Source organism: Agromyces sp. Y558 (assembly GCF_059445415.1).
The window spans coordinates 307,782-329,227 of sequence record NZ_JCAIUH010000003.1; the positions used below are offsets into that span (position 1 = coordinate 307,782).

The following is a 21,446-nucleotide window of genomic DNA, read 5'->3' on the forward strand; positions in this document are numbered from 1 at the left end:
TATGCTCGAAATCTCGAATCTTCTGCAAATCCGACGCAAGGAGCCGACCCGTGGCGCAGAAACCAGAACTCGACCGTGTCGACCGCGCACTGCTCCAGGCGCTCTCGACGAATGCGCGCGCCTCGGGTGCCGCCCTCGCTGCCGAGGTCGGGGTCGCCGAATCCACGGTGTCGCTCCGTTTGCGACGCCTGCAGAGTCTCGGCACCGTGCGCGGCTACCGCGTCGACGTCGATCTCGCCTCGCTCGGCGTCTCGCTTCAGGCGCTCATCGCAATTCGTCTCGTGAAGCACGATCGCAGTGAGATCGATGCGTTCCGGCAGGCGGTGCCGCACCTGCCCGGCGTGCTCGGCGTCTTCCACATGGCCGGCGCAGAGGACTACCTGATCCACGTCGCCGCGCGCGACGCCGAAGAACTGCGCGAGTTCGTGCTCGCGTACCTCACGGGGCATCCGGCCGTCGCGCACACCGAGACGAACCTGATCTTCGAACACGTCGACGGCGACGGCTGGAACCGCCTCGTCAGCTGAGGTTCCGGCCTCGTTGCCCGATGTCCCCGCACCGCCGGTTCGGCGTTCCGAAATCCTGCCAATCCGGGCGAACCGCGGAATCCCGCGGGCAACGGCCGATATCGTGACTTTGGTCGCGCGAGCGGTCGGCAAGCGATGGCGCGGAGCGAGCACGGCCACGGCTGCCGGTTCCACGCCGTGAAATGGGAGCATGATGAGCAACGACCAGTCGAGGGGCACCTCGACCGACCGCGCCCGATGGCGGCGTTATCTCGCCGACGAACGCGCAGAGGCGGCCGTCTACCGGGAGCTCGCGGCACGACGCGAGGGTGAGGAACGAGAGATCCTGCTCGCGCTGGCCGCCGCGGAAGGGCGCCATGAGGCGCATTGGCTCGACCTGCTCGGCGGCGACGACCACGGCGTGCCCCGCGCCGACGTTCGCACGCGACTGCTCGGCGCGCTCGCGAGACGGTTCGGTTCGATCTTCGTGCTCGCGCTCGCGCAGCGTGCCGAGGCACGCTCGCCGTATGCGAGCGACCCCGATGCCACCGCGGCGATGGCTGCCGACGAACGCATCCACGGCGAGGTGGTGCGCGGGCTCGCAGCTCGAGGCCGCCGCCGCCTCGCCGGCACCTTCCGTGCCGCCGTCTTCGGCGCCAACGACGGGCTCGTCTCGAACCTTGCACTCGTGCTCGGAATCGGCGCCACGGGCGTCCCAGCTTCGGTGGTGCTCTTCACGGGTGTCGCCGGACTGCTCGCTGGTGCACTGTCGATGGGCGCCGGAGAGTACGTTTCGGTACGATCGCAGCGCGAGCTGCTCGAGGCATCCACCCCCGACCCCTCGGCGCGCGACGCCTTGCCCGACCTCGACATCGACGCCAACGAGCTCGCGCTCGTCTACCGGGCGCGCGGCATGGAGGAGCGCGCTGCAGTCGAACACGCCGCCCTCGTCGTCGCCCGTGTGCACGCAGCCGAGCAGGCGCAGACGCCGACCGACGCATGGACCGTCGCCGAACACGACGACGAGGCTGTCGGCACCGGACTCTCGGCCGCGATCTCGAGCTTCTGCTTCTTCGCATCTGGCGCACTGATCCCGGTGCTGCCCTACCTCTTCGGTATGACCGGTCTTCCGGCGGTCATCACGGCGACGGTGCTCGTGGGCATCGCGCTACTCGCGACCGGGGCGATCGTCGGGCTCCTCTCCGGAGCGTCGCCGCTGAAGCGGGCGCTTCGCCAGCTCGCCATCGGACTCGGCGCGGCGGCCATCACCTACGTGCTCGGACTCGCGTTCGGCACCACCATCGCCTAGGAGCTCCATGTCACGACGTACTGCCCTGATCACCGGTGCCGGCCGCAGCAATGGCATCGCCTGGGCGATCGCCACCTCACTCGCCGCCGACGGCTGGGACATCGCATTCAGCTACCTGGGCGACTACGACCGGCGGATGTCGCTGGGCGGCGATCCCGACCGGGACCCTGCGGCGCTCGAGGCCGAGCTTCGCACGATCGGCGTGCGTGCGCTCGGCATCGACGCCGATCTCGCCGATCCTGAGGTGCCCGGCCGACTCGTGTCCCAAGCGGCTGCCGAGCTCGGACCGATCGGTGCGCTCGTGCTCTCGCACGCGGAAGGCGTGGATTCCGGCCTCCTCGACACCTCGCTCGAGAGCTTCGACCGTCACTTCGCCGTGAACACCCGGGCATCGTGGCTGCTGCTCCAGGCCTTCGCCGCGCAGGTGCCGGTCGATGGCGGCGGCCGGGTCGTCGCCCTCACCAGTGATCACGTCGTCGGCAATCTGCCGTATGGTGCGAGCAAGGGGGCGCTCGATCGCATCGTCATCGCGGCTGCCCGTGAACTGGCGCCGCTCGGCATCACGGCGAACCTCGTGAATCCGGGGCCCGTCGACACGGGTTGGATGGACGATGCGACGCGCGCAGCACTCATCGCTGCACAGCCGAGCGGGCGTCTCGGCACGCCAGATGATGCCGCACGACTGGTGCGCTTCCTCGTCTCAGACGAGGGGCGATGGGTCTCGGGTCAGCTGATCAAGAGCGACGGCGGCTTCTCGATCTGATGCGCCCTGATGCGCCCTGATGCACCTCGACCGGCGAACGCGCTCCGGCGGCCGCCTCATCCGACCGGTGCGGTCACGAAGTCGATGAGTTCTTCGACTCGGCCGAGCAGCGCGGGTTCGAGGTCGCCGTAGCCGCGCACACGGCCGAGAATGTGCTGCCAGGCCCGCGCGATGTCAGCCTGCTCGGCGCGCGGCCAGCCGAACGCATCGCATACGCCGTGCTTCCACTCGGTACCCCTCGGGATCACCGGCCAGGCGGTCTTGCCGAGACGGGCGGGCTTGACGCCCTGCCAGATGTCGATGAACGGGTGCCCGACGACGAGTACGTTCGCCGCGTGCGGGCCCCGCATGACGGCGTCGGCGATGCGCTGCTCCTTCGAGCCGGGCACGAGGTGGTCGACGAGCACGCCCGCCTTGCGGCCGGGGCCCGGCCGGAACTCGTCGAGCACATCATCGAGCACATCGACGCCTTCGAGGTACTCGACGACGACGCCCTCGACGCGCAGGTCTGCGCCCCAGACCTTTTCGACGAGCTCGGCATCGTGGCGCCCCTCGACGAATATGCGACTCGGCAGCGCGACCCGGGCGGGTGCGGATTCCACCGCGAACGATCCCGATGCCGTGCGCAGCCGGCCGGCCGGTGCCTTCGGTTTCGGTGCGACGAGTTGCACGGCTTCGCCGTCGACGAGGAACCCATGGCCGAGCGGGAACATCCGCTTGCCGCCGAAGCGGTCCTCGAGCGTCACGACACCCTTCGCAACACCGGTCACTGCACCGCAGAAGCCGTTCTCGGCGAGTTCGACCACCAGATCGCGTTCGGCCTCGACCTCGGGGATGGTGCGACGGCCGCGAGCCTTCCAATCGCCTGCGAGCACGTCGGCTCCGTAGCGGTCGGAGGAATCACGGCGGGAGGCATCAGAGGGTGTCACGGGCACCGGTCGAGGCTAACGGAAGTCGCGCGATCGGTGCGGCGCCGACACGGTGAGCGGCTCGAATCGATCGGCGATGAGATTGGTGACCCCCTCGCGTGATCGTTCGAGCATGCCGCGCACGATCATCGCAGGTGCCTCGCGGGCGATGCGCCGGTAGCGGTTCCACACCCCGACGCCGGCGATCACGTTCAGCGTGCCGGACTCGTCTTCGATGTTGAGGAAGGTGATGCCGCTCGCAGTCGCCGGTCGCTGCCGATGCGTGACCACCCCTCCAACCTCGATGCGGCGGCCACTCTCGGCCTGCTGCAGCCGGTCGATGCGGATTGCTCCTCGCTCGTCGAGTCGCTCGCGCACGTGCCGGATCGGGTGGTCGTCGGGGGAGATTCCCGTGGCCCACAGGTCGTAGACGACCTGCTCGGCCGGGCTCAGCATCGGCAGCAGCGGTGGTTGCACGACGACGACGGATCCGGCGAGATACTCCTCGCGGTCGGCGGCGGCCTCGCCCGCGAGCCAGAGGGCTTCACGTCGCTCGAGCCCGAACCCGTCGAAGGCGCCGGCCGCGGCGAGCGCCTCGAGCTGGGTGGCGTCGAGCGCTGCGCGACGCGAGACGTCGGCCATGTCGCGGTACGGGCCTCGAGCCTCGCGTTCGGCGATGATGCGCTCGGCGACGACCTTGCCGATGGAGGAGACGTCGGCGAGTCCGAGTCGCACTGCGAAGGCGCCATCGCGACGGTGCTCGGCTCCGCGGTCGGGTGCAGTGCGGTCGAAGCTCTGGTCGATGGGCGGCTGCACGGGGTTCGCGCACGCATCGAGGCCAGTCGGATGCTGCGTTCCCTGAGCCTGTCGAGTTCCCTGAGCCTGTCGAGTTCCCTGAGCCTGTCGAAGGGAACCCGCTTCGACAGGTTCAGCGAGCGGTTCGCCCGCCTCGAGCCCCGCGTGCACCCCCGACCGCAGGATGTCGGGGCGCAGCATCTCGACGCCGTGGCGCCGTGCATCGGCGGTGAGCGTCTGCGGCGAGTAGAAGCCCATCGGCTGCGCGCGCAGGAGCGCGGCGAGAAACGCGGCCGGATAGTGCAGCTTCAGCCATGAGCTCGCGTAGACGAGCAGTCCGAAGCTCAGGGCGTGGCTCTCGGCGAAGCCGAAGTTCGCAAAGGCTTCGATCTTCGCGTAGATCGAGTCGGCGACGTCGTCTTCGATGCCGTTCTCGGCCATGCCCGCGTAGAGCTTCGCTTTCAACCGCTCGATCTTCTCGACCCCGCGCTTCGAACCCATGGCACGCCGCAACTGGTCGGCGTCGGCGGCGTCGCAGTTGCCGACCGCGACCGCCATCTGCATGAGCTGCTCCTGGAAGAGGGGGACTCCCAGCGTGCGCTCGAGCACCGGCTCGAGTTTCGGATGCAGGTAGCTCACCGCCTCTTCACCCGTGCGGCGTCGGATGTACGGATGCACCGCGCCGCCCTGCACGGGACCTGGACGGATGAGCGCGATCTCGACGACGAGGTCGTAGAAGCACCGGGGTTTGAGCCGAGGGAGCGTGCCCATCTGCGCCCGGCTCTCAACCTGGAAGACACCGATCGAGTCGGCGCGACAGAGCATGTCGTAGACCGCCTCTTCCTCTTTCGGCAGGGTCGAGAGCTCCCACACCTCACCCGTCGACTCACGCACGAGGTCGAAGGTGTACTGCAGCGCCGCGAGCATGCCGAGGCCGAGCAGGTCGAACTTCACGAGCCCCATCCACGCGCAGTCGTCTTTGTCCCACTGCACCACGGTGCGGTTCTCTTTGCGGGCGTGCTCGATCGGCACCACCTCGCCGACCGGGCGGTCGGTGAGCACCATGCCGCCCGAGTGGATGCCGAGGTGGCGCGGAAAGGTGAGCACCTGCTCGGCGAGCTCGACGACGGCGGCGGGGATGTCGTGGTCGTCGGTCTCGACGACCGCCCCCCATCGTTCGATCTGTCGCGACCAGGCATCTTGCTGGCCAGTGGAGTAGCCGAGCGCCTTCGCCATGTCACGCACCGCGACCTTCGGCCGATAGCTGATGACGTTGGCGACCTGCGCCGCGTTCTGCCTGCCGTACTTGTCGTAGACGTACTGGATGATCTCTTCACGTCGGTCGGAGTCGAAGTCGACGTCGATGTCGGGCTCTTCGTCGCGGAGCGCGGAGAGGAAACGCTCGAACGGCAACCCGTACCCGATCGAATCGACCGCGGTGATGCGTAGTGCGTAGCAGACCGCCGAGTTCGCCGCCGAGCCGCGCCCCTGGCAGAGGATGCCGCGCCGCCTCGCCTCGGCGACGATGTCGTGCACGATGAGGAAGTAGCCGGAGAAGTCTTTCAGCTCGATGACGTCGAGCTCGCGCTCGAGCCGCTCGCGCACATGCGTCGGCACACCGGGATAGAGCTGCTCTGCGCCCTGCCAGACGAGCACCCGCAGCCAGCTCATCGGCGTGTGCCCCTCTGGTACCTCTTGCTTCGGCAGCTTCGGACGGGCACTGCGCAGGGTGAATCCGAGCTCTTGGGCGAGCGTCACCGAGCGGGCGACCGCTCCGGGGTAGCGGGCGAACCGCTCGGCCATCTCGGCGCCGCTGCGCAGATGCAGCTGGTCGGATGCCGGCAGCCATCCGTCGAGTTCGTCGAGGCTGCGGCGTGCCCGCACCGCCGCGAGGGCGGCTGCGAGACGATGCTCTGGCGGTGTCGCGTAGTGCACGGCGTTCGTGGCGAGCAGCGGCAACCCGGCGCGCTCGGCGAGTCCGGCGAGGGCGTCGTTCGCCGTCTGATCGAACGGATGCCCGTGGTCGAAGAGCTCGACCACGACGTTCTCGTGGCCGAAGAGCGCGGTCAGGCGATCGAGCTCGCGCGCCGCGGCATCCGCCCCACCCTCGGCGAGCGCACGACGTACCGCGCCCTTGCGGCATCCGGTCGGCACGACCCACTCACCGCCTGCTCGCTCGGCGAGCTCTTCGATGGAGTACACCGGTCGCCCCTTCTCGCCGCCGGCGAGCTGACCGGCGGTGATCGCGCCGGCGAGCCGGTGATAGCCCGCCTCACGCCGGGCGAGCACGAGCAGATGTTCGCCCTCGGGGTCGGCGAAGCCGTTCTGCGGGCCTTGCAGGCCGAGCGAGAGTTCGGCGCCGAAGACCGTCTGCAGCTCGGGGAAGCTCTCGGCGGCCTCGGCGAAGTGCACGATGCCGTAGAAGCCGTCGTGGTCGGTGATGGCGAGCCCCGTGAGCCCGAGCCGCTGCGCCTCTTCGACCAGTTGCTCGGGGGAGGAGGCGCCGTCGAGGAAGCTGAAGTTCGAGTGCGCGTGCAGCTCGGCGTAGGGCACGATCGGCCCGGCCGGTGCCTCGAGGTCGGTTGCAGGGCGATACGGATGCCGCTTGCGGCTCCACGCCGGACTGTCGCCGCCGTCGCCGATGAGCTTGGGCGCACCCGGCCGACGCGCATCGGAGAGCTTGCGCTCGAGCTCCGACCACGGGATGCCGGGGTTGTTCCACCCCATCAGCGACCACCACCCATCAGCACAGCCAGTCGTTCCACACGATCAGTTCAGCCAGTTCCACCTCATCAGTCGTACCTCGCCTCGGCCCACCAGCCCTCGTCGTCGCGCACGAGAAGCCACGCACACCCGTCATCGTCGACGATCTGGAAGCGGTGCACACGTTTGGCGTGCTCGGCGTCCCACCAGCGCTCGACGACCGGCCAGGGCCCCGCCCACGCCCGCACAGGGGCGGCATCGCCGCCGGCGAGCGCGAAGCGTTCGGGGTTCGCCGAGATCGCCCCACGGGCGTCGATCGTGACCGGGGAGCCGCTGGCGTCGAGCAGCCCGATCGGCAGCCGCTCACGGAAGACGCTTGCGGGCGCGAGAGCGGGCAGGCTGCCGGGCCACGGCGCCGCCGTCTGCTCGCCCGTGCGCTCGGGAACCCGGTCGCCCCACGGCACGAGCACCTGCCGGTCGGCGAGCATGCGGCCACCACCGACCGACGCGGTCACGACCGCGTCGTGGCCGAGCATGCTCTGTACCCGGGTGAGCCCATGGTGCACGCGCTCGTCGGGTCCGCCGCCCCAGAGCCCCTCTTCGTGGTTGCCGGTCGAGTCGATGCGTTCGGGCACGACGCGCAGCCGCACGATGGGCGAGGCGAGCCCGCTGTCGGCGGTGCCCGCGCCCTGCAGCTGCCAGCGCACCCGGTCGACGACGTCGGCGGGTGTGAACCAGCGTGGGTGCAACCAGCTTCGGCTCGAGTGCCCGCCGCCTTCGTCGTCGATCTCGACGCGGATGCCGGTGCACACGAGTCGCTTCGCCCGCATTCGTTCGATGAACTCGGAGGCACGCACTCGAAAGGCGAAGGCGAGCTGGTCGATGCGATCGAGCGGCGGCTCGAACTCCTGCGCCACCTCGAACTCGGGCGGCGGTGTGCGTGCGAGCACCCTGGCCTGCTCGCGCCCCGACGCCCGGTCGTGTGCGAACGCGCCCGCCGCGCCGAAGCGACGCCGCACATCGGCCTCGGGCAGCGCTGCGAACTCGCCGAGGGTGCGAACGCCGAGCCGGTTGAGCAGGGCCGACGTGCGGGCATCGACGACGAGGCTCACGGGCAGCGGAGAAATGAACGCAGCGGATGTCCCGGGCGCGACGATGCCCACGGGGGATTCGCCGGTCGCCCGCGCAGCCTGCTCGGCCGCGAAGGGGCCGTCGGCGACACCGACCCGGGCGCCGGGCACCCCGAGCGCTGCGACGGTGTCGAGGAGCGCCTGCGCCGCGGCTTCCTCACCGCCGTAGTAGCGGGCCGCGCCGCGGGCCCTCATTGCGAGCGTGCCCGGGCGGATGAGCTGCACACCCGGCACCGTCTCTTCGACACGTCGCACGACCGGTTCGAAGACCCGCACGTCGAGCGAGGCGTCGTAGTCGAGCAGCGTGAGCGCGGGGGAGCGGTACTGGGCCTCGCGAATCTTCAATCCGCGAACGACACCGTCGCTGCGGGCGGCCGCCGAGCAGGCGAAGACCTGCCCTCCCTCGGTGAGGGCGATGGGGGAGGCCGGGTCGATCCCGTGTTCGCGACAGGCCGCGAACACGGGCCAGTCGGCACACCAGAGCACGATCGTGCGGCCGGGGTCGATGACCATCAGACGGCCCGCCGCACATATTCGTCGAGACGCACCGGATCGGGAGTCGCTTCCGAGGCGGCCCGGAACTCGAGCGAACGACCCGGCAGCCGGAGACGGGAGCGAGGACGCCGCCCGAACTCCCCACGCCCGCCCGCAGCGACGACGACGTCGCGATCGCTGAGATGCCCGTGACCCAGCTCGAGACCGTGCCACTCGCTCGCCTCGACGCCGAGGCTCGCATCGCTGCCCGGCCATTCGCCCGCGACGAGCAGCACGGTGCCGCGCTGCCTGAGCCGCGCCGTCAGTCGTGACGTCTCGGCTGGGGTGACCCGACCGGCCGGTCGCACGGCGACCACGGGGATCACATCGGCGAGCGCGGCGATCACGGTGAGCCACTGCCGTCCGGGGTCGGGCACGAGCACGAGCCGCTCGAGGTCGATGCCGAACCGTGCGGCCGCCTCGATGCCGAACTCCGGCATGCCTGCGACGGCGACCCAGCGCCCGCTCGCCGACGGGCCGGCGAGGAGGGCCATGAGCAGGGTCGTCGAGCCTTCGACGGTGACGACCGTGCCCTCGCGAAGGCTGCCGCCCGGCAGCACCTGTTCGAGGGCCGGATGTGTCGGCACCGTCTTGGAGTCGAGCCGCGTGGCCTGCATCCCGCGGATGCGGGCCTGCAGCTCCTCGACGCGCGAGGGCACTTCGGCCGGGGCGAGGGGAGCGGTCATGGTCATTCACACAGTTTCGAACACATGTTCGAATAGAGCAAGTCGGCAGTGCCGACTGTCCGGAACATCCGATTTGTCGCGACAGACATCGGATGAGTGAGGCGCGGTCGTCGGATGTCGTGCGATGAGGCGTCTCTCGGCACACGAGAACACGATGTGCGGGGGAGATGCGCGGATCACAGCGCAACGTCCGGAAACGCAACGTCCGGAAACGCAAGAAGGCCGGATCGCAATGATCCGGCCTTCTCGACACAAGCGTGCGCGAGGGGGGACTTGAACCCCCACGCCCGTTAGGGCACTAGCACCTCAAGCTAGCGCGTCTGCCATTTCCGCCACCCGCGCTCGTGTCAGGCCCTTCCGATTCCTCGGTGGCCCGAGAGAAGACATTAGCACGATTTCCGGGGCGCTTCCGACACGTTGGCCATTGCAGGATGCCCCGGCTAGCGTGATGGCATGGCCCTGTCATCCACCGATTCCGACCTCGTTCCAGAACTCGATGAGACGGCGATCGTCGCACAGGAGCTGATCCGCTTCGACACCTCCAACTACGGCGAGGGCAAGGCGAACGGCGAGCGCGAGGCTGCCGAGTACGTCGAGGCTCGGCTGGCCGCGCTCGGGCTCGCACCGCAGCTCTTCGAGTCCGAGCCGAGACGCACGAGCGTCGTCGTACGTGTTCCTGGGCGGGACTCCGCGAAGCCGGCCCTCGTCGTGCACGGACACCTCGATGTCGTGCCGGCAGATGCCCGCAATTGGAGCGTCGACCCGTTCGCCGGTGAGGTGCGCGACGGCATGCTCTGGGGTCGCGGTGCGGTCGACATGAAAGACATGGACGCGATGATGTTGACCGCCCTCGGCGACATCATCGGCTCGGGCTCTCAGCCGGCACGCGACCTCGTCGTGGCGTTCTTCGCCGACGAGGAGTCGGGCGGCGGCCTCGGCTCCCGATGGCTCGTCGACCACCATCCGGAACTCTTCGCGGGAGCCACCGAGGCGATCAGCGAGGTCGGCGGGTATTCGATCACCGTCGGCGGGCAGCGTGCGTATCTCCTGCAGACCGGGGAGAAGTCGCTGCTCTGGATCCGACTCGTCGCGCGCGGGACCGCCGCTCACGGCTCGAGGCTCATCCGCGACAACGCCGTCACGAAGCTCGCCGAGGCGGTGGCGACCCTCGGCCGTACCGAATGGCCGATCCGGCTCACCGACACCACTCGCGAGCTGCTCGCCGAGATCGCGGGAGTGCTGGGTGTCGACCCCGAGCAGGTGTCACCCGACGAACTCGCCCTCGCCACGGGTTCTGCGTCGGGGTTCATCACCGCGACCCTGCGCACCACGAGCAATCCCACGCTCCTGACCGCGGGATACAAGCACAACGTCATCCCCGACCGCGCCGAGGCGCTCATCGACATCCGCACGCTGCCGGGCGAAGAAGACGCGGTGCTGGCCGAAGTGCAGGCGCTCATCGGCAACGAGGTCGACATCGAGATCGTGCACCGCGACGTCGGGCTCGAGGCCGCGACATCCGGCGCTCTGGTCGATGCCGTGAAGCGCTCCCTCGGTGTGCATGACCCCGGCGTGCCGGTCTTCCCGTACCTGCTCTCGGGCGGCACCGACAACAAGGCGCTCAGTCGGCTGGGAATCGCCGGATACGGCTTCGCGCCGCTGAAGCTGCCAGAAGGCTTGGACTTCCCGGCGATGTTCCACGGGGTTGACGAGCGGGTGCCGCTCGACGCATTAGTCTTCGGGAGGCAGGTCCTGCGAGACCTCCTCCTCGACTACTGACCGAACCAGTCCCTGATCAGCACGCCCCTGACCAGCGCAGTCCTCCGACTTCCGCGGAGGCGGAAGGCGGATGCACCACGTGATCGAAGCGCTCATCCTCGGCCTCGTGCAGGGGCTCACCGAGTTCCTCCCGATCTCCTCGAGCGCGCACCTGCGCATCCTGGGGGAATTCCTGCCAGGGGCCCAAGACCCGGGTGCGGCGTTCACCGCCATCACGCAGCTCGGCACCGAGACCGCGGTCGTGGTCTTCTTCTGGCGTGACATCGTGCGAATCGTCTCGCACTGGTTCGGTTCGTTCACGGGAAGGGTCCCGCGCAATGATCCGGATGCGCGCATGGGCTGGCTCATCATCGTCGGCTCGGTGCCGATCGTCGTGCTCGGCATCCTCTTCCAAGACGAGATCGAGACGAGCCTGCGCTCGCTCTGGATCGTCGCCACGATGCTCGTCGTCTTCGGGCTCATCCTCGGCCTCGCCGACTGGGCGGGCGCGAAACGGCGGGGGCTCGACGATCTGACCGTGCCGCACGGCATCTACTTCGGTCTCGCGCAGGCGCTGGCACTCATCCCCGGGGTCTCACGCTCCGGCGGCACCATCACCATGGGGCTCTTCCTCGGCTACGAGCGCGCGGCCGCCGCACGCTATGCGTTCCTCCTCGCGATCCCCGCGGTGTTCGGCAGCGGCGTCTTCCAGCTGGTGAAGAGCCTGGGCGAGCCCACGGTGTACGGGCCCATCGAGACCGCGGCGGCGACGCTCGTCGCGTTCGTCGTCGGAATCCTCGTGATCGCGTTCTTCATGAGCTACATCTCGAAGCGCAGCTTCCTGCCGTTCGTGATCTACCGGGTGCTGCTCGGCATCACGCTCTTCGTGCTGCTCGGCACGGGCGCACTCACCGCGTAATGGTTCGCTGAGCTCGTCGAAGCGGACCACGGAGGGCTGCAAGCGCCCTTCGACGGGCTCAGGGAGCGAACCTCGACATGGCCGTCAGCGGGGGCCGTCGCCACGACCGTCGGCGCGCCCCTCGGGGCCGTCGCCACGACGGCGAAGGTACCGCTCGAACTCCTGGGCGATCGCCTCGCCGCTCGCCTCGGGGGCATCGACGGCGTCGCGCGCCTGCTCGAGCTGGGTGATGTAGCCGGCCATCTCGTCGTCGTCGGCGGCGAGCGCGTCGACCCCGGCCTCCCACGCTGCGGCATCGATCTCGAGGCTGCCGCGGGGGATGGAGAGTCCCGTGAGCTCCTCCAACTTGCCGAGCAGGGCGAGCACCGCCTTCGGCGACGGCGCGTTGTGCACGTAGTGCGGCACCGACGCCCAGAGCGACACCGTGGGAATGCCCGCATGCTCGGCCTGATCAGCGATGACACTGAGGATGCCGACCGGGCCCTCGTAGTTCGAACGCTCGACGCCGAGTGCAGACCGCACTTCGGGGTTCTCACTCGAGGCGAAGATCGACAGGGGCCGGGTGTGCGGCGCGTCGGCGAGCATCGCACCGAGCAGCACGATGCCCTCGATATCGGCGGCGAGCGCGGCATCGATGAGTTCGGCGGCGAAGCCCTTCCAGCTGCGAGCCGGTTCCGCACCGATGAGCACGTGCAGGGTGTCGGCTCCCGGCCCCGTGACGCGGTCGTCGTCATCCGCATCGTCAGCGACGGGAAGATCGCCCGGGCCCATGATCGCCGCCCCAGGCCACTCGAGACGACGCACGCCGTCATCACCGACGACGATGGTCGGGCGCGTGAACTGGTAGTCGAAGTAGAGCTCGGGGTCGACGGCGGCGATCTCGACGAGGTCGAGTCGCTCGACGAGGAGCTTCGCAGCTCCGGTCGCCGCCTCTCCGGCGTCGTTCCATCCTTCGAATGCGACGACGAGCAGCCTTCCGCCCTCGAAACCGGTCGGCTGATTCACTCCTGGTGCCCCGCTTTCCGCCCCGGATCCCGGGTACACCTCCACAATAGGCCGTGCCCGTAGACTTGACGGTTGTGACCACTCGCCTCCCCGCCGCAGTCCTCTGGGACATGGACGGCACCCTCGTCGACACCGAACGCTATTGGATGGCCGCAGAAGAAGAGCTCGTGGAGTCCTTCGGCGGCTCCTGGGGCCACGACGACGCGCTCGAACTCGTCGGCAGCGGTCTGTGGGAGGCGGCGGCGTACTTCCAGGCGAAGGGCGTCACGCTCGACGCAGATGCCATCGTGCAGCGGCTCACGACGCGAGTGCGCGAGCAGTTGAAGGAGCACGGCGTGCCGTGGCGGCCCGGAGCCCGTGAGCTGCTGCAGGCGCTGCGCGAGGCATCCGTGCCCACCGCGCTCGTGACCATGTCGATCCGTTCGATGGCCGACGACGTCATCGCGACGATCCCGTTCGATGCGTTCGACGTGATCGTCACCGGCGACATCGTCGAGAATGCGAAGCCGCACCCCGAGCCGTACCTGCTGGCCGCGGCACTGCTCGGCGTCGACATCGCCGAGTGCGTGGCGATCGAGGATTCGCCTGCCGGCCTCGCCTCCGCATTCGCCTCGGGCGCGATCGCCGTCGCCGTTCCGAACATCATCGCGCTCGACGACGAACCGTCGAGTGCACTGTGGCCGACTCTCGACGGCACGACGGTCGCGGATATCGCGGGGCTCATCGCCGCACGGCAGGCCTCGGCATGACCGAGAGCCGAGGAGAGCAGAGCGGCCCGTTCCGCGTCGGTGACCGGGTGCAGCTGACGGGCCCCAAGGGCCGACTGCACACGATCACCCTGCAGCCGGGCGCGCACTTCCACTCGCACAAGGGCCTCCTCGCGCACGACGACCTGATCGGCCGGCCCGACGGCTCGGTCGTCGCCAATCAAGCGGGCATCGAGTACCTCGCCCTGCGCCCGCTGCTCACCGACTTCGTCATGTCGATGCCGCGCGGTGCGGCGATCGTCTACCCGAAAGACGCAGCCCAGATCCTCGCGCAGGCCGACATCTTCCCGGGCGCGCAGGTCGTCGAGGCAGGTGTCGGCTCCGGAGCGCTCTCGCTCTGGCTGCTCCGCGCGATCGGCGCCGACGGGCACCTCTTCTCCTTCGAGCGCCGCGACGACTTCGCGAGCGTCGCCCGAGCCAATGTCGCGACGTTCCATGGCGCCGACCCCGAGAACTGGTCGATCACGCTCGGCGACTTGGCGGAGGCGCTGCCCGAGACGGTCGCCGAGGCATCCGTCGACCGCGTCGTGCTCGACATGCTCGCGCCATGGGAGTGCCTCGAGTCGGTCTCGGTTGCGCTCAAGCCCGGCGGCGTGCTGCTCTGCTACATCGCCACTGCCACACAGCTCTCTCGGGTCGCCGAGGCGATCCGGGCGACGGGGGAGTACACCGAGCCGCAGTCGAGCGAGACGATGGTGCGCGGCTGGCACGTGCAGGGCCTCGCCGTGCGCCCCGATCACCGCATGATCGCCCACACCGGATTCCTCATCACCGCGCGCCGACTCGCGCCCGACACGATCCTTCCCGAGCTCAAGCGACGCCCGTCGAAGACCGAGTTCAGCGACGAGGACTTCGAGGCATGGACGCCCGGCGCACTCGGGGAGCGCAACGTGAGCGACAAGAGTCTGCGCAAGCGCGTCAGGCAAGCGGATGCCGCGGCATCTCGATCGCGCGAGATCGACACGACTCCGCCGGCGGACGCTGCCGATGCCGAACCGCCCAGCACCGAACCCTCTGGTTCGGCCGGGTAGGCTTTCTACGCCCTTCACCGATCACCAAGGAATCGAGGATCAGTGCGCTCGTCATTCGCGCTCATCGCCACGGCCGGCCTCATCGCCCTGACACTGTCGGGTTGCGCTTCGGCGCCCGCGCCTGAGGCAGGATCCGGTGATTCGTCCAGCGCTGTCACGGTGAAGGGCGGCTTCGGCGAGAAGCCACGGGTCGAATTCCCATCGCCGCTCGCGCCCGAAGAGACGCAGTGCACCGAGGTCATCGCCGGCGACGGCGAACGTCTGGTCGACGGTCAGCAAGCACTCGTCGGCCTCGCCGTGTACAACGGCGCCACGGGCGAAGAGCTGCAAGTCGGGGGCTTCGGCGGCAAGACCGGCGACCCCGTCCCGCTGACGATCTCCGACTCCACACTGCCCGGACTCAGCCAGGGGCTGACGTGCGGTTCGGTCGGATCGCGCATCGCCGTCGTCGTGCCCGAGAAAGACGGCTTCGGCCCCAACGGCAATCAGTCGCTCGGCATCGCGCCCGGTGACAGCCTCGTGTTCGTACTCGACATCCAGCGGGCCTTCCTCCCGCGTGCCGACGGGGCAGTGCGCCTCAGCCGCGACGGATTCCCGGCCGTGGTGCTCGCACCCGATGGACGGCCGGGCATCACGGTGCCGAAGGCCGACCCCTTCGAAACCACTGAGATCGAGGTGCTGAAGGAAGGCTCGGGCGAGGTCGTCGAATCCGGCGACGCCGTCGTCGTGCACTACACCGGCGTGATCTGGGCCGACGGCAAGGTGTTCGAGTCGACTTGGGAGAACGGCGCACCGTTGATCATGACCGTCGCCGACGGCGAGGGAAGCCAGGCGGTTCCCGGCTTCTCGAAGGCGGTCATCGGCCAGAAGGTCGGCTCGCAGGTCGCGGTCGTGATCCCGCCGGGCGACGGCTACGGTGACCAGGCGAACGAGAAGGTTCCCGCGAACTCGACCCTGTTCTACGTGATCGACATCCTGGGCGTCGTCTGACCCGGTCCGAGCGGCCGTCGCTATCGCCACGGTTCAGTAAGATCGCACCTGTGGCAAGCGGCGGAGAGGCAAGAGGCGAGTCGCGGATTCCCGTCGAGGATCGCCTCTTCAGTCTTGTTCTCGCGCTGCTCGCAACCGAGACGGGCCTCCTGAAGTCAGAGATCCTCTCGACCGTTCGCGGCTATGCCGATCGCTTCGATTCCGGCGGTCAGAATGCGAACCTCGAGCGCCAGTTCGAGCGCGACAAAGACGACATCCGCGAACTCGGCATTCCGCTCGAGACCGTCGAGTCGCCCGATCGCCCCGGTGACAACCAGGCGCTGCGCTACCGCATCCCGAAGGGGCAGTACAACCTGCCAGATGAGGTCAGGTTCACTCCTGACGAACTCGCACTGCTCGGCCTTGCCGCCGAGGTCTGGCGTGAGGCATCCTTGTCAGCCGATTCGCAGCGCGCGCTCACGAAGCTGCGCTCTCTCGGCATCGAGCCGCGCGAGCCGGTGATCGGCTACGCACCCCGGCTCCGCGTGCGCGACACCGCGTTCGAGCCGTTGCGGCAGGCACTCGACCGCCGCCACGCGGTGCAGTTCCGCTACTTCAAGCCCGGTGAGGCCGAGCCGCGACTGCGCACCGTCGATCCGTACGCCGTAGTGCTGCACGACGGCCGGTGGCACCTGCACGCGCATGATCGCTCGGCCGGCGACGTGCGCACCTTCCTGCTCTCGCGCATCATCGGCGAGGTGACGCCCGTACCGGGTTCGAGCTTCGAGGCACCGCCGCTCGGCATCCAAGACCGCATCATCGCCGAGCTGCAAGAACTGCACCTGCGCAACGTCGCCGACCTCGCGGTCTCGGCCGGCAGTGATGCCGAGGTGCGGCTCGGCAAGCGGGCCATCGAAGGCGACGAAGACGCCGGGGTCATCCGTCTGCACTACACCGATGCGGCGGTGTTCGCCGACGAGCTCGCGGCCTACGGGCCCGAGGTTCGGGTGCTCTCGCCCGAGTCGTTGCGCGTCGCGGTGCGCGACCGGCTCGCGACGGTTGCCGCCGCTCACCGTGCCACCGCGCTTCACGATCCGATCGAGCAGGGCGCAGCAGCGGGGGAGGAGCGTTGATGGCGAAGCGATCAAAGCCGCTGAAGGCACCCGACAAGCTCGTCTTCCTGCTCTCGTTCGTGCCGTACCTGCTCGAGCAGCGGGTCGTCGACGTCGCCGACGCTGCGGTGCACTTCGGCATGTCCGAAGAGGAGATCCGGCTCGCGGTGCGCCTCATCGCCACTTCTGGCCTGCCCGGCGAGACCGGCACCTACCAGCCGAACGATCTCTTCGACATCGACTGGGACTCCTTCGAAGACGAAGACGTCATCGTCATCGTGCACCACGTCGCGATCGATGATGCGCCGAGGCTCTCGGCTCGTGAGGCGGCCGCCCTCATCGCGGGGCTCCAGTACCTGTCGGCATCGCCCGAAAACGCCGGGCGGGCATCGCTCGCGTCGCTCATGGCCAAGCTCACCGCCGGCGCATCAGCGGCGCCCAGCCGCCTTGCCGTCGCCGAATCCGAAGCGGATGCCTCGCTGGCGCTCATCCGGGCGGCGGTGACCGGCGGTCGGCAGCTCGAGTTCGACTATCGCAACGCTCTCGGCGTCGCCGGCCGACGGCGTGTCGATCCACTGCGGATCCTCTCCCAAGACGCCGATTGGTACCTGCAGGCGTACTGCCACACGCGCGAAGACGTGCGCAATTTCCGCGTCGACCGCATGAGCGACCTCCTCGTCTCCGATGCGCCGATCGGCGATCATTCCGATCGTGTCGTTCCCGACACGCTCTTCCAGAGTTCCGAGTCCGATCTCGACGTCGTCGTAGATGTGGCGCCCGAGACCCTGCCGCTCCTCGCCGACTATCTCGCGGATTCCCGCACCGAAGCAGTCGACGGGCGGCTGCGAGTCACGCTTCGACTCGCGCACGTGCACGGCCTGAAGCGCCTCGTCGCCGGGCTTCCCGGGCTCGTGACGGTCGTCGAGCCGGCCGAGGCGCGCGCGGTCGTCGCCGAGTGGGTGACGGCGGGCCTGGCGGGCTATGCCGAGCAGGAGGCATCCGAAGCGCGATCACAACCGACGAACGCTCACGACAGGTAGACTGTCGTCACCCTCACCGACGAACGGACGAACCCCCATGTGGCAAGGATTCACCGGTTGGCACGCGCTGATCATCCTCGTGGTCATCCTGTTGCTCTTCGGAGCCCCCAAGCTCCCGGCGCTCGCTCGCAGCCTCGGCCAGTCGATGAAGATCTTGAAGACCGAAGTCCGCTCCGACAAGGTTGACGGCGAGGCACCGAGCGACGAGACGACGAAGACCGAAGAGCCGGATTCCGGCAAGAAGTCCTGACTCCGGTGACCGCGGTGGATGATCGCGGCGAGAAGAGCCGCGAGAAGAAGAGCCCCGAGAAGCGGATGTCGCTCGGTCAGCACCTGATCGAACTCCGCAAGCGCCTCTTCATCTCGGCGATCGCGATCGTCGTCGGCGCCGGCATCGGCTGGTGGCTCACGAATCTGTTCATCTGGAACGCGCTCCAAGAACCGGTCGAGCGCGTCGCCGAGGCGCGATCGAATGAGACATCCCTCGTCTTTCCGACGATTTCGAGTGGGTTCGATCTCTATCTGCAGATCGCATTCACCGTCGGCATCGTGCTCTCGAGTCCGGTCTGGCTCTATCAGGTCTTCGCCTTCCTCGTGCCGGGACTCAACACGCGGGAGCGGCGCTTCACACTCGTCTTCTTCGTGACCGCGATTCCGCTGTTCTTCGCAGGTTGCGCCGCCGGTTGGTTCGTGCTGCCGAACATCGTGAAGCTCATGACCGGATTCGTTCCCGAAGGCTCGCTGTCGCTACTCACCGCCAAGGAGTACATCGACTTCGTGCTGAAACTCGTCGTCGCGATCGGTATCGCCTTCGTCGTGCCGGTCTTCGTCGTACTGCTCAACTTCGCCGGCGTCATCAGCGCGGCGGCGATCATCAAATCGTGGCGGGTGGCGATTCTCGTGATCGTGCTGTTCACGGCCATCGCGACGCCGTCGGCCGATGTCGTGTCGATGTTCATGCTCGCGATCCCGATGATCGTGCTCTACTTCGCTGCATGGTTCATCGCGCATCTGCACGATCGCCGTGTCGCGCGCCGCAACGAGGCCGAATTCGGCGCAGCTGTCTAGGCTGAAGGGGTGATGAGCCCCTCGCCGGCCGAGCGTTACGCGCAGTCTCGCCAGCAGCACCGCCAGCCCCGTCTCGCCGAGTTCGTCGCGGGTCTCCGCTTCGATCTCGATCCATTCCAGCTCGCCTCGTGCGGCGCGCTCGACGAGGGCCGAAGCGTGCTCGTCGCTGCCCCCACTGGCGCAGGCAAGACGGTGGTGGCCGAGTTCGCAGTGTTCCTCGCGATGCAGGAGTCCGGCGAAAAGGTCTTCTACACGACTCCGATCAAGGCGCTCTCGAACCAGAAGTACCAGGAGTTCGTCGAGGCCTGGGGTGCCGAGTCCGTAGGTCTGCTCACGGGTGACACGAACATCAACTCCGGAGCGCGCATCGTCGTCATGACGACCGAGGTGCTGCGCAACATGCTCTACGCCGACTCTCCGCTGCTGGACCGGCTCGCGTACGTCGTGATGGACGAGGTGCACTACCTCGCCGACCGGTTCCGCGGTGCAGTGTGGGAAGAGGTCATCATCCACCTGCCCGAGGCAGTACGCCTCGTCTCACTGTCGGCCACCGTCTCCAACGCGGAGGAGTTCGGCGACTGGTTGCAGGCCGTGCGCGGAGACACCGACGTCATCGTCTCCGAAGAGCGTCCGGTGCCGCTCGAGCAGCACGTGCTCGTGAAGGCGAAGCTGCTCGACCTCTTCGACTCCTCGGGTCAGGCGGCGGCCCACCGGGTGAACCCCGAGCTGAAGCAGCTCGCTCGAGCCGGCGGACGCTCGATCTCCAGCCGGTCGACACGAGGGCAGCGCGGCGGCGACCGCGGTCGCTACCATCGCGAAGCGCGTGGCAACGGCCGTGCCGACCGTGCGGCGGTCGTCGCCCTCCTGCAGGGCAAAAACCTGCTGCCGGCGATCGCATTCATCTTCTCGCGTGCCGGGTGCGACCAGGCCGTTCGGCAAGTGCTGCGCAGCGGCATCCGTCTCACCGACTCGGCTGAGCGCGCCGAGATCAGGCAGATCGTCGAATCGCGGGCGCGCGTGCTGCGTGACGAAGACCTCGCTGTGCTCGGGTACTGGGAGTGGCTCGAGGGTCTCGAACGCGGCGTCGGCGCCCACCATGCCGGAATGCTGCCCGCGTTCAAGGAGATCGTCGAAGAGCTCTTCCAGCTGAAGCTGCTGAAGATCGTCTTTGCCACCGAGACGCTCGCCCTCGGCGTCAACATGCCGGCGCGTTCGGTGGTGCTCGAGAAGCTCGAGAAGTTCAACGGCGAGGCTCGCGTGCCGATCACGCCGGGGGAGTACACCCAGCTGACGGGGCGCGCCGGCCGGCGGGGCATCGACGTCGAGGGGCACTCCGTCATCCAGTGGGTCGACGGTCTCGACCCGGAAGCGGTCGCCTCGTTGGCATCGCGTCGCAGCTACCCGCTCAACTCCAGCTTCCGGCCGACCTATAACATGGCCGTGAACCTGATCGACCAGTTCGGTCGCGAACGCACCAGACAGATTCTCGAGCTCTCGTTCGCACAGTTCCAGGCCGACCGCGCCGTCGTCGATCTCGCTCGCACCCTGCGCAAGCAAGAGGAGTCGATGGCGGGCTTCGAGCAGGCGATGACCTGTCACCTCGGTGACTTCGGCGAGTACGCGGCACTTCGCCGTCGCATCGGCGAGATCGAACGGCAGACGTCGAAGGGCAATCCGACGCACGGGCAACGCGAGCGGATGCAGCGTGAGCTCGTATCCGCCCGCAAGGCGATGCGCGCGCACCCGTGCCACGGCTGCGCCGAGCGCGAGTCGCACGCTCGATGGGCGGAGCGCTGGTGGCGGCTGAAGCAGGAGCACGAGCAGCTCTCACGCCAGATCCGCACCCGCACGGGTCAGGTCGCGAAGCGTTTCGACCGGGTCACCGAAGTGCTCGAGTCGCTCGGATATCTCGAGCGCGACAGCGACGGCGCGCTCGTCTCCACCTCATCCGGGCGCATCCTGAAGCGCATCTACGGTGAGCGCGACCTGCTCGTGGCAGAGTGCCTGAGGCGCGGTCTCTGGGATGGTCTCGACGAAGCAGGGCTGGCCGCGATGGCCGCGGCCCTCGTCTACGAGCCGCGGCGTGACGACAGCGGTGTCGAGTATCGGCTGCCGCGCGGGCGCTTCCGTGAGGCGTTCGAACGCACCACCGACACGTGGAGTGTGCTCGACGACCTGGAGCGCGAGCATCGGCTTCCCGGCAGCGAGGTTCCGTCACCTGCGCTCGCCTCGGCGATGCACTCGTGGGCGCGAGGCACCGGGCTCGGAACCGTGCTCGGCGACACCGAGCTCGCCGCGGGTGATTTCGTGCGTCTCACGAAGCAGGTGGTGGACCTGCTCGACCAGGTCTCGATCGTCGCCGATGCCGAACTCGGCGCCACCGCGCGGGCGGCCATCGACGCCGTGCGCCGGGGCGTCGTGGCGTACGGCACCGTCGCCTGAA

General features: G+C 68.6%; 18 protein-coding genes and 1 tRNA gene. 13 read left to right on the forward strand and 6 right to left on the reverse strand.

The genetic code is table 11. The features are described 5' to 3' along the window. The first annotated feature begins 50 nt into the window (after window positions 1-50). The 3 genes from AC1C2T_RS16305 to AC1C2T_RS16315 all read left to right on the forward strand — a co-directional run bounded on the left by AC1C2T_RS16305 (window position 51) and on the right by AC1C2T_RS16315 (window position 2,578). A complete protein-coding gene (locus tag AC1C2T_RS16305) occupies window positions 51-527 on the forward strand; it encodes an Lrp/AsnC family transcriptional regulator (protein ID WP_495359978.1) in 477 nt (158 codons plus the stop codon). A 190-nt stretch (window positions 528-717) separates the two neighbouring features. Further along, a complete protein-coding gene (locus AC1C2T_RS16310; RefSeq protein ID WP_495385995.1) occupies window positions 718-1,815 on the forward strand; it encodes a VIT1/CCC1 transporter family protein in 1,098 nt (365 codons plus the stop codon). Window positions 1,816-1,822: 7 nt separating this feature from the next. Beyond that, window positions 1,823-2,578 carry an SDR family oxidoreductase gene (locus tag AC1C2T_RS16315; RefSeq protein ID WP_495359980.1) on the forward strand — a complete coding sequence of 252 codons (756 nt, stop codon included), beginning with the start codon at window positions 1,823-1,825 and terminating at the stop codon, window positions 2,576-2,578. 56 nt (window positions 2,579-2,634) lie between these two features. Here AC1C2T_RS16315 and AC1C2T_RS16320 read toward each other — a convergent pair whose 3' ends face one another. From AC1C2T_RS16320 to AC1C2T_RS16340, 5 genes are all read right to left on the reverse strand, one after another. Beyond that, a complete protein-coding gene (locus AC1C2T_RS16320) occupies window positions 2,635-3,513 on the reverse strand; it encodes a DUF3097 domain-containing protein (protein ID WP_495385996.1) in 879 nt (292 codons plus the stop codon). Window positions 3,514-3,522: 9 nt separating this feature from the next. Continuing rightward, window positions 3,523-7,008, reverse strand: coding sequence for an error-prone DNA polymerase (locus AC1C2T_RS16325; protein WP_495385997.1), 3,486 nt, complete (start codon window positions 7,006-7,008; stop codon window positions 3,523-3,525). A 65-nt stretch (window positions 7,009-7,073) separates the two neighbouring features. Then, a complete protein-coding gene (locus AC1C2T_RS16330; RefSeq protein WP_495385998.1) occupies window positions 7,074-8,627 on the reverse strand; it encodes a DNA polymerase Y family protein in 1,554 nt (517 codons plus the stop codon). Continuing rightward, complete coding sequence (gene imuA' / locus AC1C2T_RS16335; RefSeq protein WP_495359985.1) at window positions 8,627-9,340, reverse strand: DnaE2-dependent mutagenesis accessory factor ImuA'; 714 nt, start codon at window positions 9,338-9,340, stop codon at window positions 8,627-8,629. The genes AC1C2T_RS16330 and imuA' overlap by 1 nt, the downstream gene beginning before the upstream one ends. A gap of 252 nt (window positions 9,341-9,592) precedes the next feature. Beyond that, window positions 9,593-9,676 (reverse strand) — tRNA-Leu (locus AC1C2T_RS16340). Window positions 9,677-9,787: 111 nt separating this feature from the next. On the opposite strand from AC1C2T_RS16340, the gene AC1C2T_RS16345 reads away from it, so the two are divergent. Together AC1C2T_RS16345 and AC1C2T_RS16350 are read left to right on the forward strand one after the other, a co-directional pair. Then, window positions 9,788-11,113 (forward strand): M20/M25/M40 family metallo-hydrolase, encoded by a 1,326-nt coding sequence (locus AC1C2T_RS16345; RefSeq protein WP_495385999.1) that lies wholly within the window; start codon window positions 9,788-9,790, stop codon window positions 11,111-11,113. A 70-nt stretch (window positions 11,114-11,183) separates the two neighbouring features. Next, complete coding sequence (locus AC1C2T_RS16350) at window positions 11,184-12,011, forward strand: undecaprenyl-diphosphate phosphatase (protein WP_495353992.1); 828 nt, start codon at window positions 11,184-11,186, stop codon at window positions 12,009-12,011. A gap of 84 nt (window positions 12,012-12,095) precedes the next feature. On the opposite strand, the gene AC1C2T_RS16355 is transcribed toward AC1C2T_RS16350, so the two are convergent. Then, on the reverse strand, window positions 12,096-13,016 hold the full coding sequence (locus AC1C2T_RS16355; RefSeq protein WP_495386000.1) for a PAC2 family protein: 921 nt from the start codon (window positions 13,014-13,016) through the stop codon (window positions 12,096-12,098). A gap of 74 nt (window positions 13,017-13,090) precedes the next feature. Between AC1C2T_RS16355 and AC1C2T_RS16360 the strand changes: the two genes are divergently transcribed. Genes AC1C2T_RS16360 through AC1C2T_RS16395 form a run of 8 tightly spaced genes read left to right on the forward strand, consistent with a single transcriptional unit; the run spans window position 13,091 to window position 21,445 of the window. Next, entirely contained in the window at window positions 13,091-13,765 is a 675-nt protein-coding gene (locus tag AC1C2T_RS16360; RefSeq protein ID WP_495386001.1) for an HAD family hydrolase, read from the forward strand. Further along, window positions 13,762-14,814, forward strand: coding sequence for a tRNA (adenine-N1)-methyltransferase (locus AC1C2T_RS16365; RefSeq protein WP_495386002.1), 1,053 nt, complete (start codon window positions 13,762-13,764; stop codon window positions 14,812-14,814). Before AC1C2T_RS16360 ends, AC1C2T_RS16365 begins: the two co-directional genes overlap by 4 nt. A 42-nt stretch (window positions 14,815-14,856) precedes the next feature. Beyond that, complete coding sequence (locus AC1C2T_RS16370; RefSeq protein ID WP_495386003.1) at window positions 14,857-15,804, forward strand: FKBP-type peptidyl-prolyl cis-trans isomerase; 948 nt, start codon at window positions 14,857-14,859, stop codon at window positions 15,802-15,804. 50 nt (window positions 15,805-15,854) lie between these two features. Further along, a complete protein-coding gene (locus AC1C2T_RS16375; RefSeq protein WP_495386004.1) occupies window positions 15,855-16,916 on the forward strand; it encodes a helix-turn-helix transcriptional regulator in 1,062 nt (353 codons plus the stop codon). Next, the gene (locus AC1C2T_RS16380) at window positions 16,916-17,935 is read left to right on the forward strand and encodes a helix-turn-helix transcriptional regulator (protein ID WP_495386005.1); all 1,020 of its coding nucleotides are present in this window, start codon (window positions 16,916-16,918) and stop codon (window positions 17,933-17,935) included. Before AC1C2T_RS16375 ends, AC1C2T_RS16380 begins: the two co-directional genes overlap by 1 nt. A 37-nt stretch (window positions 17,936-17,972) precedes the next feature. After that, a complete protein-coding gene (gene tatA / locus AC1C2T_RS16385) occupies window positions 17,973-18,185 on the forward strand; it encodes a twin-arginine translocase TatA/TatE family subunit (RefSeq protein ID WP_495353999.1) in 213 nt (70 codons plus the stop codon). 5 nt (window positions 18,186-18,190) lie between these two features. After that, window positions 18,191-19,003 carry a twin-arginine translocase subunit TatC gene (tatC, locus tag AC1C2T_RS16390; protein WP_495359993.1) on the forward strand — a complete coding sequence of 271 codons (813 nt, stop codon included), beginning with the start codon at window positions 18,191-18,193 and terminating at the stop codon, window positions 19,001-19,003. A 12-nt stretch (window positions 19,004-19,015) separates the two neighbouring features. After that, window positions 19,016-21,445 (forward strand): DEAD/DEAH box helicase, encoded by a 2,430-nt coding sequence (locus tag AC1C2T_RS16395; protein WP_495359994.1) that lies wholly within the window; start codon window positions 19,016-19,018, stop codon window positions 21,443-21,445. The last annotated feature ends 1 nt before the right edge of the window (window position 21,446 follow it).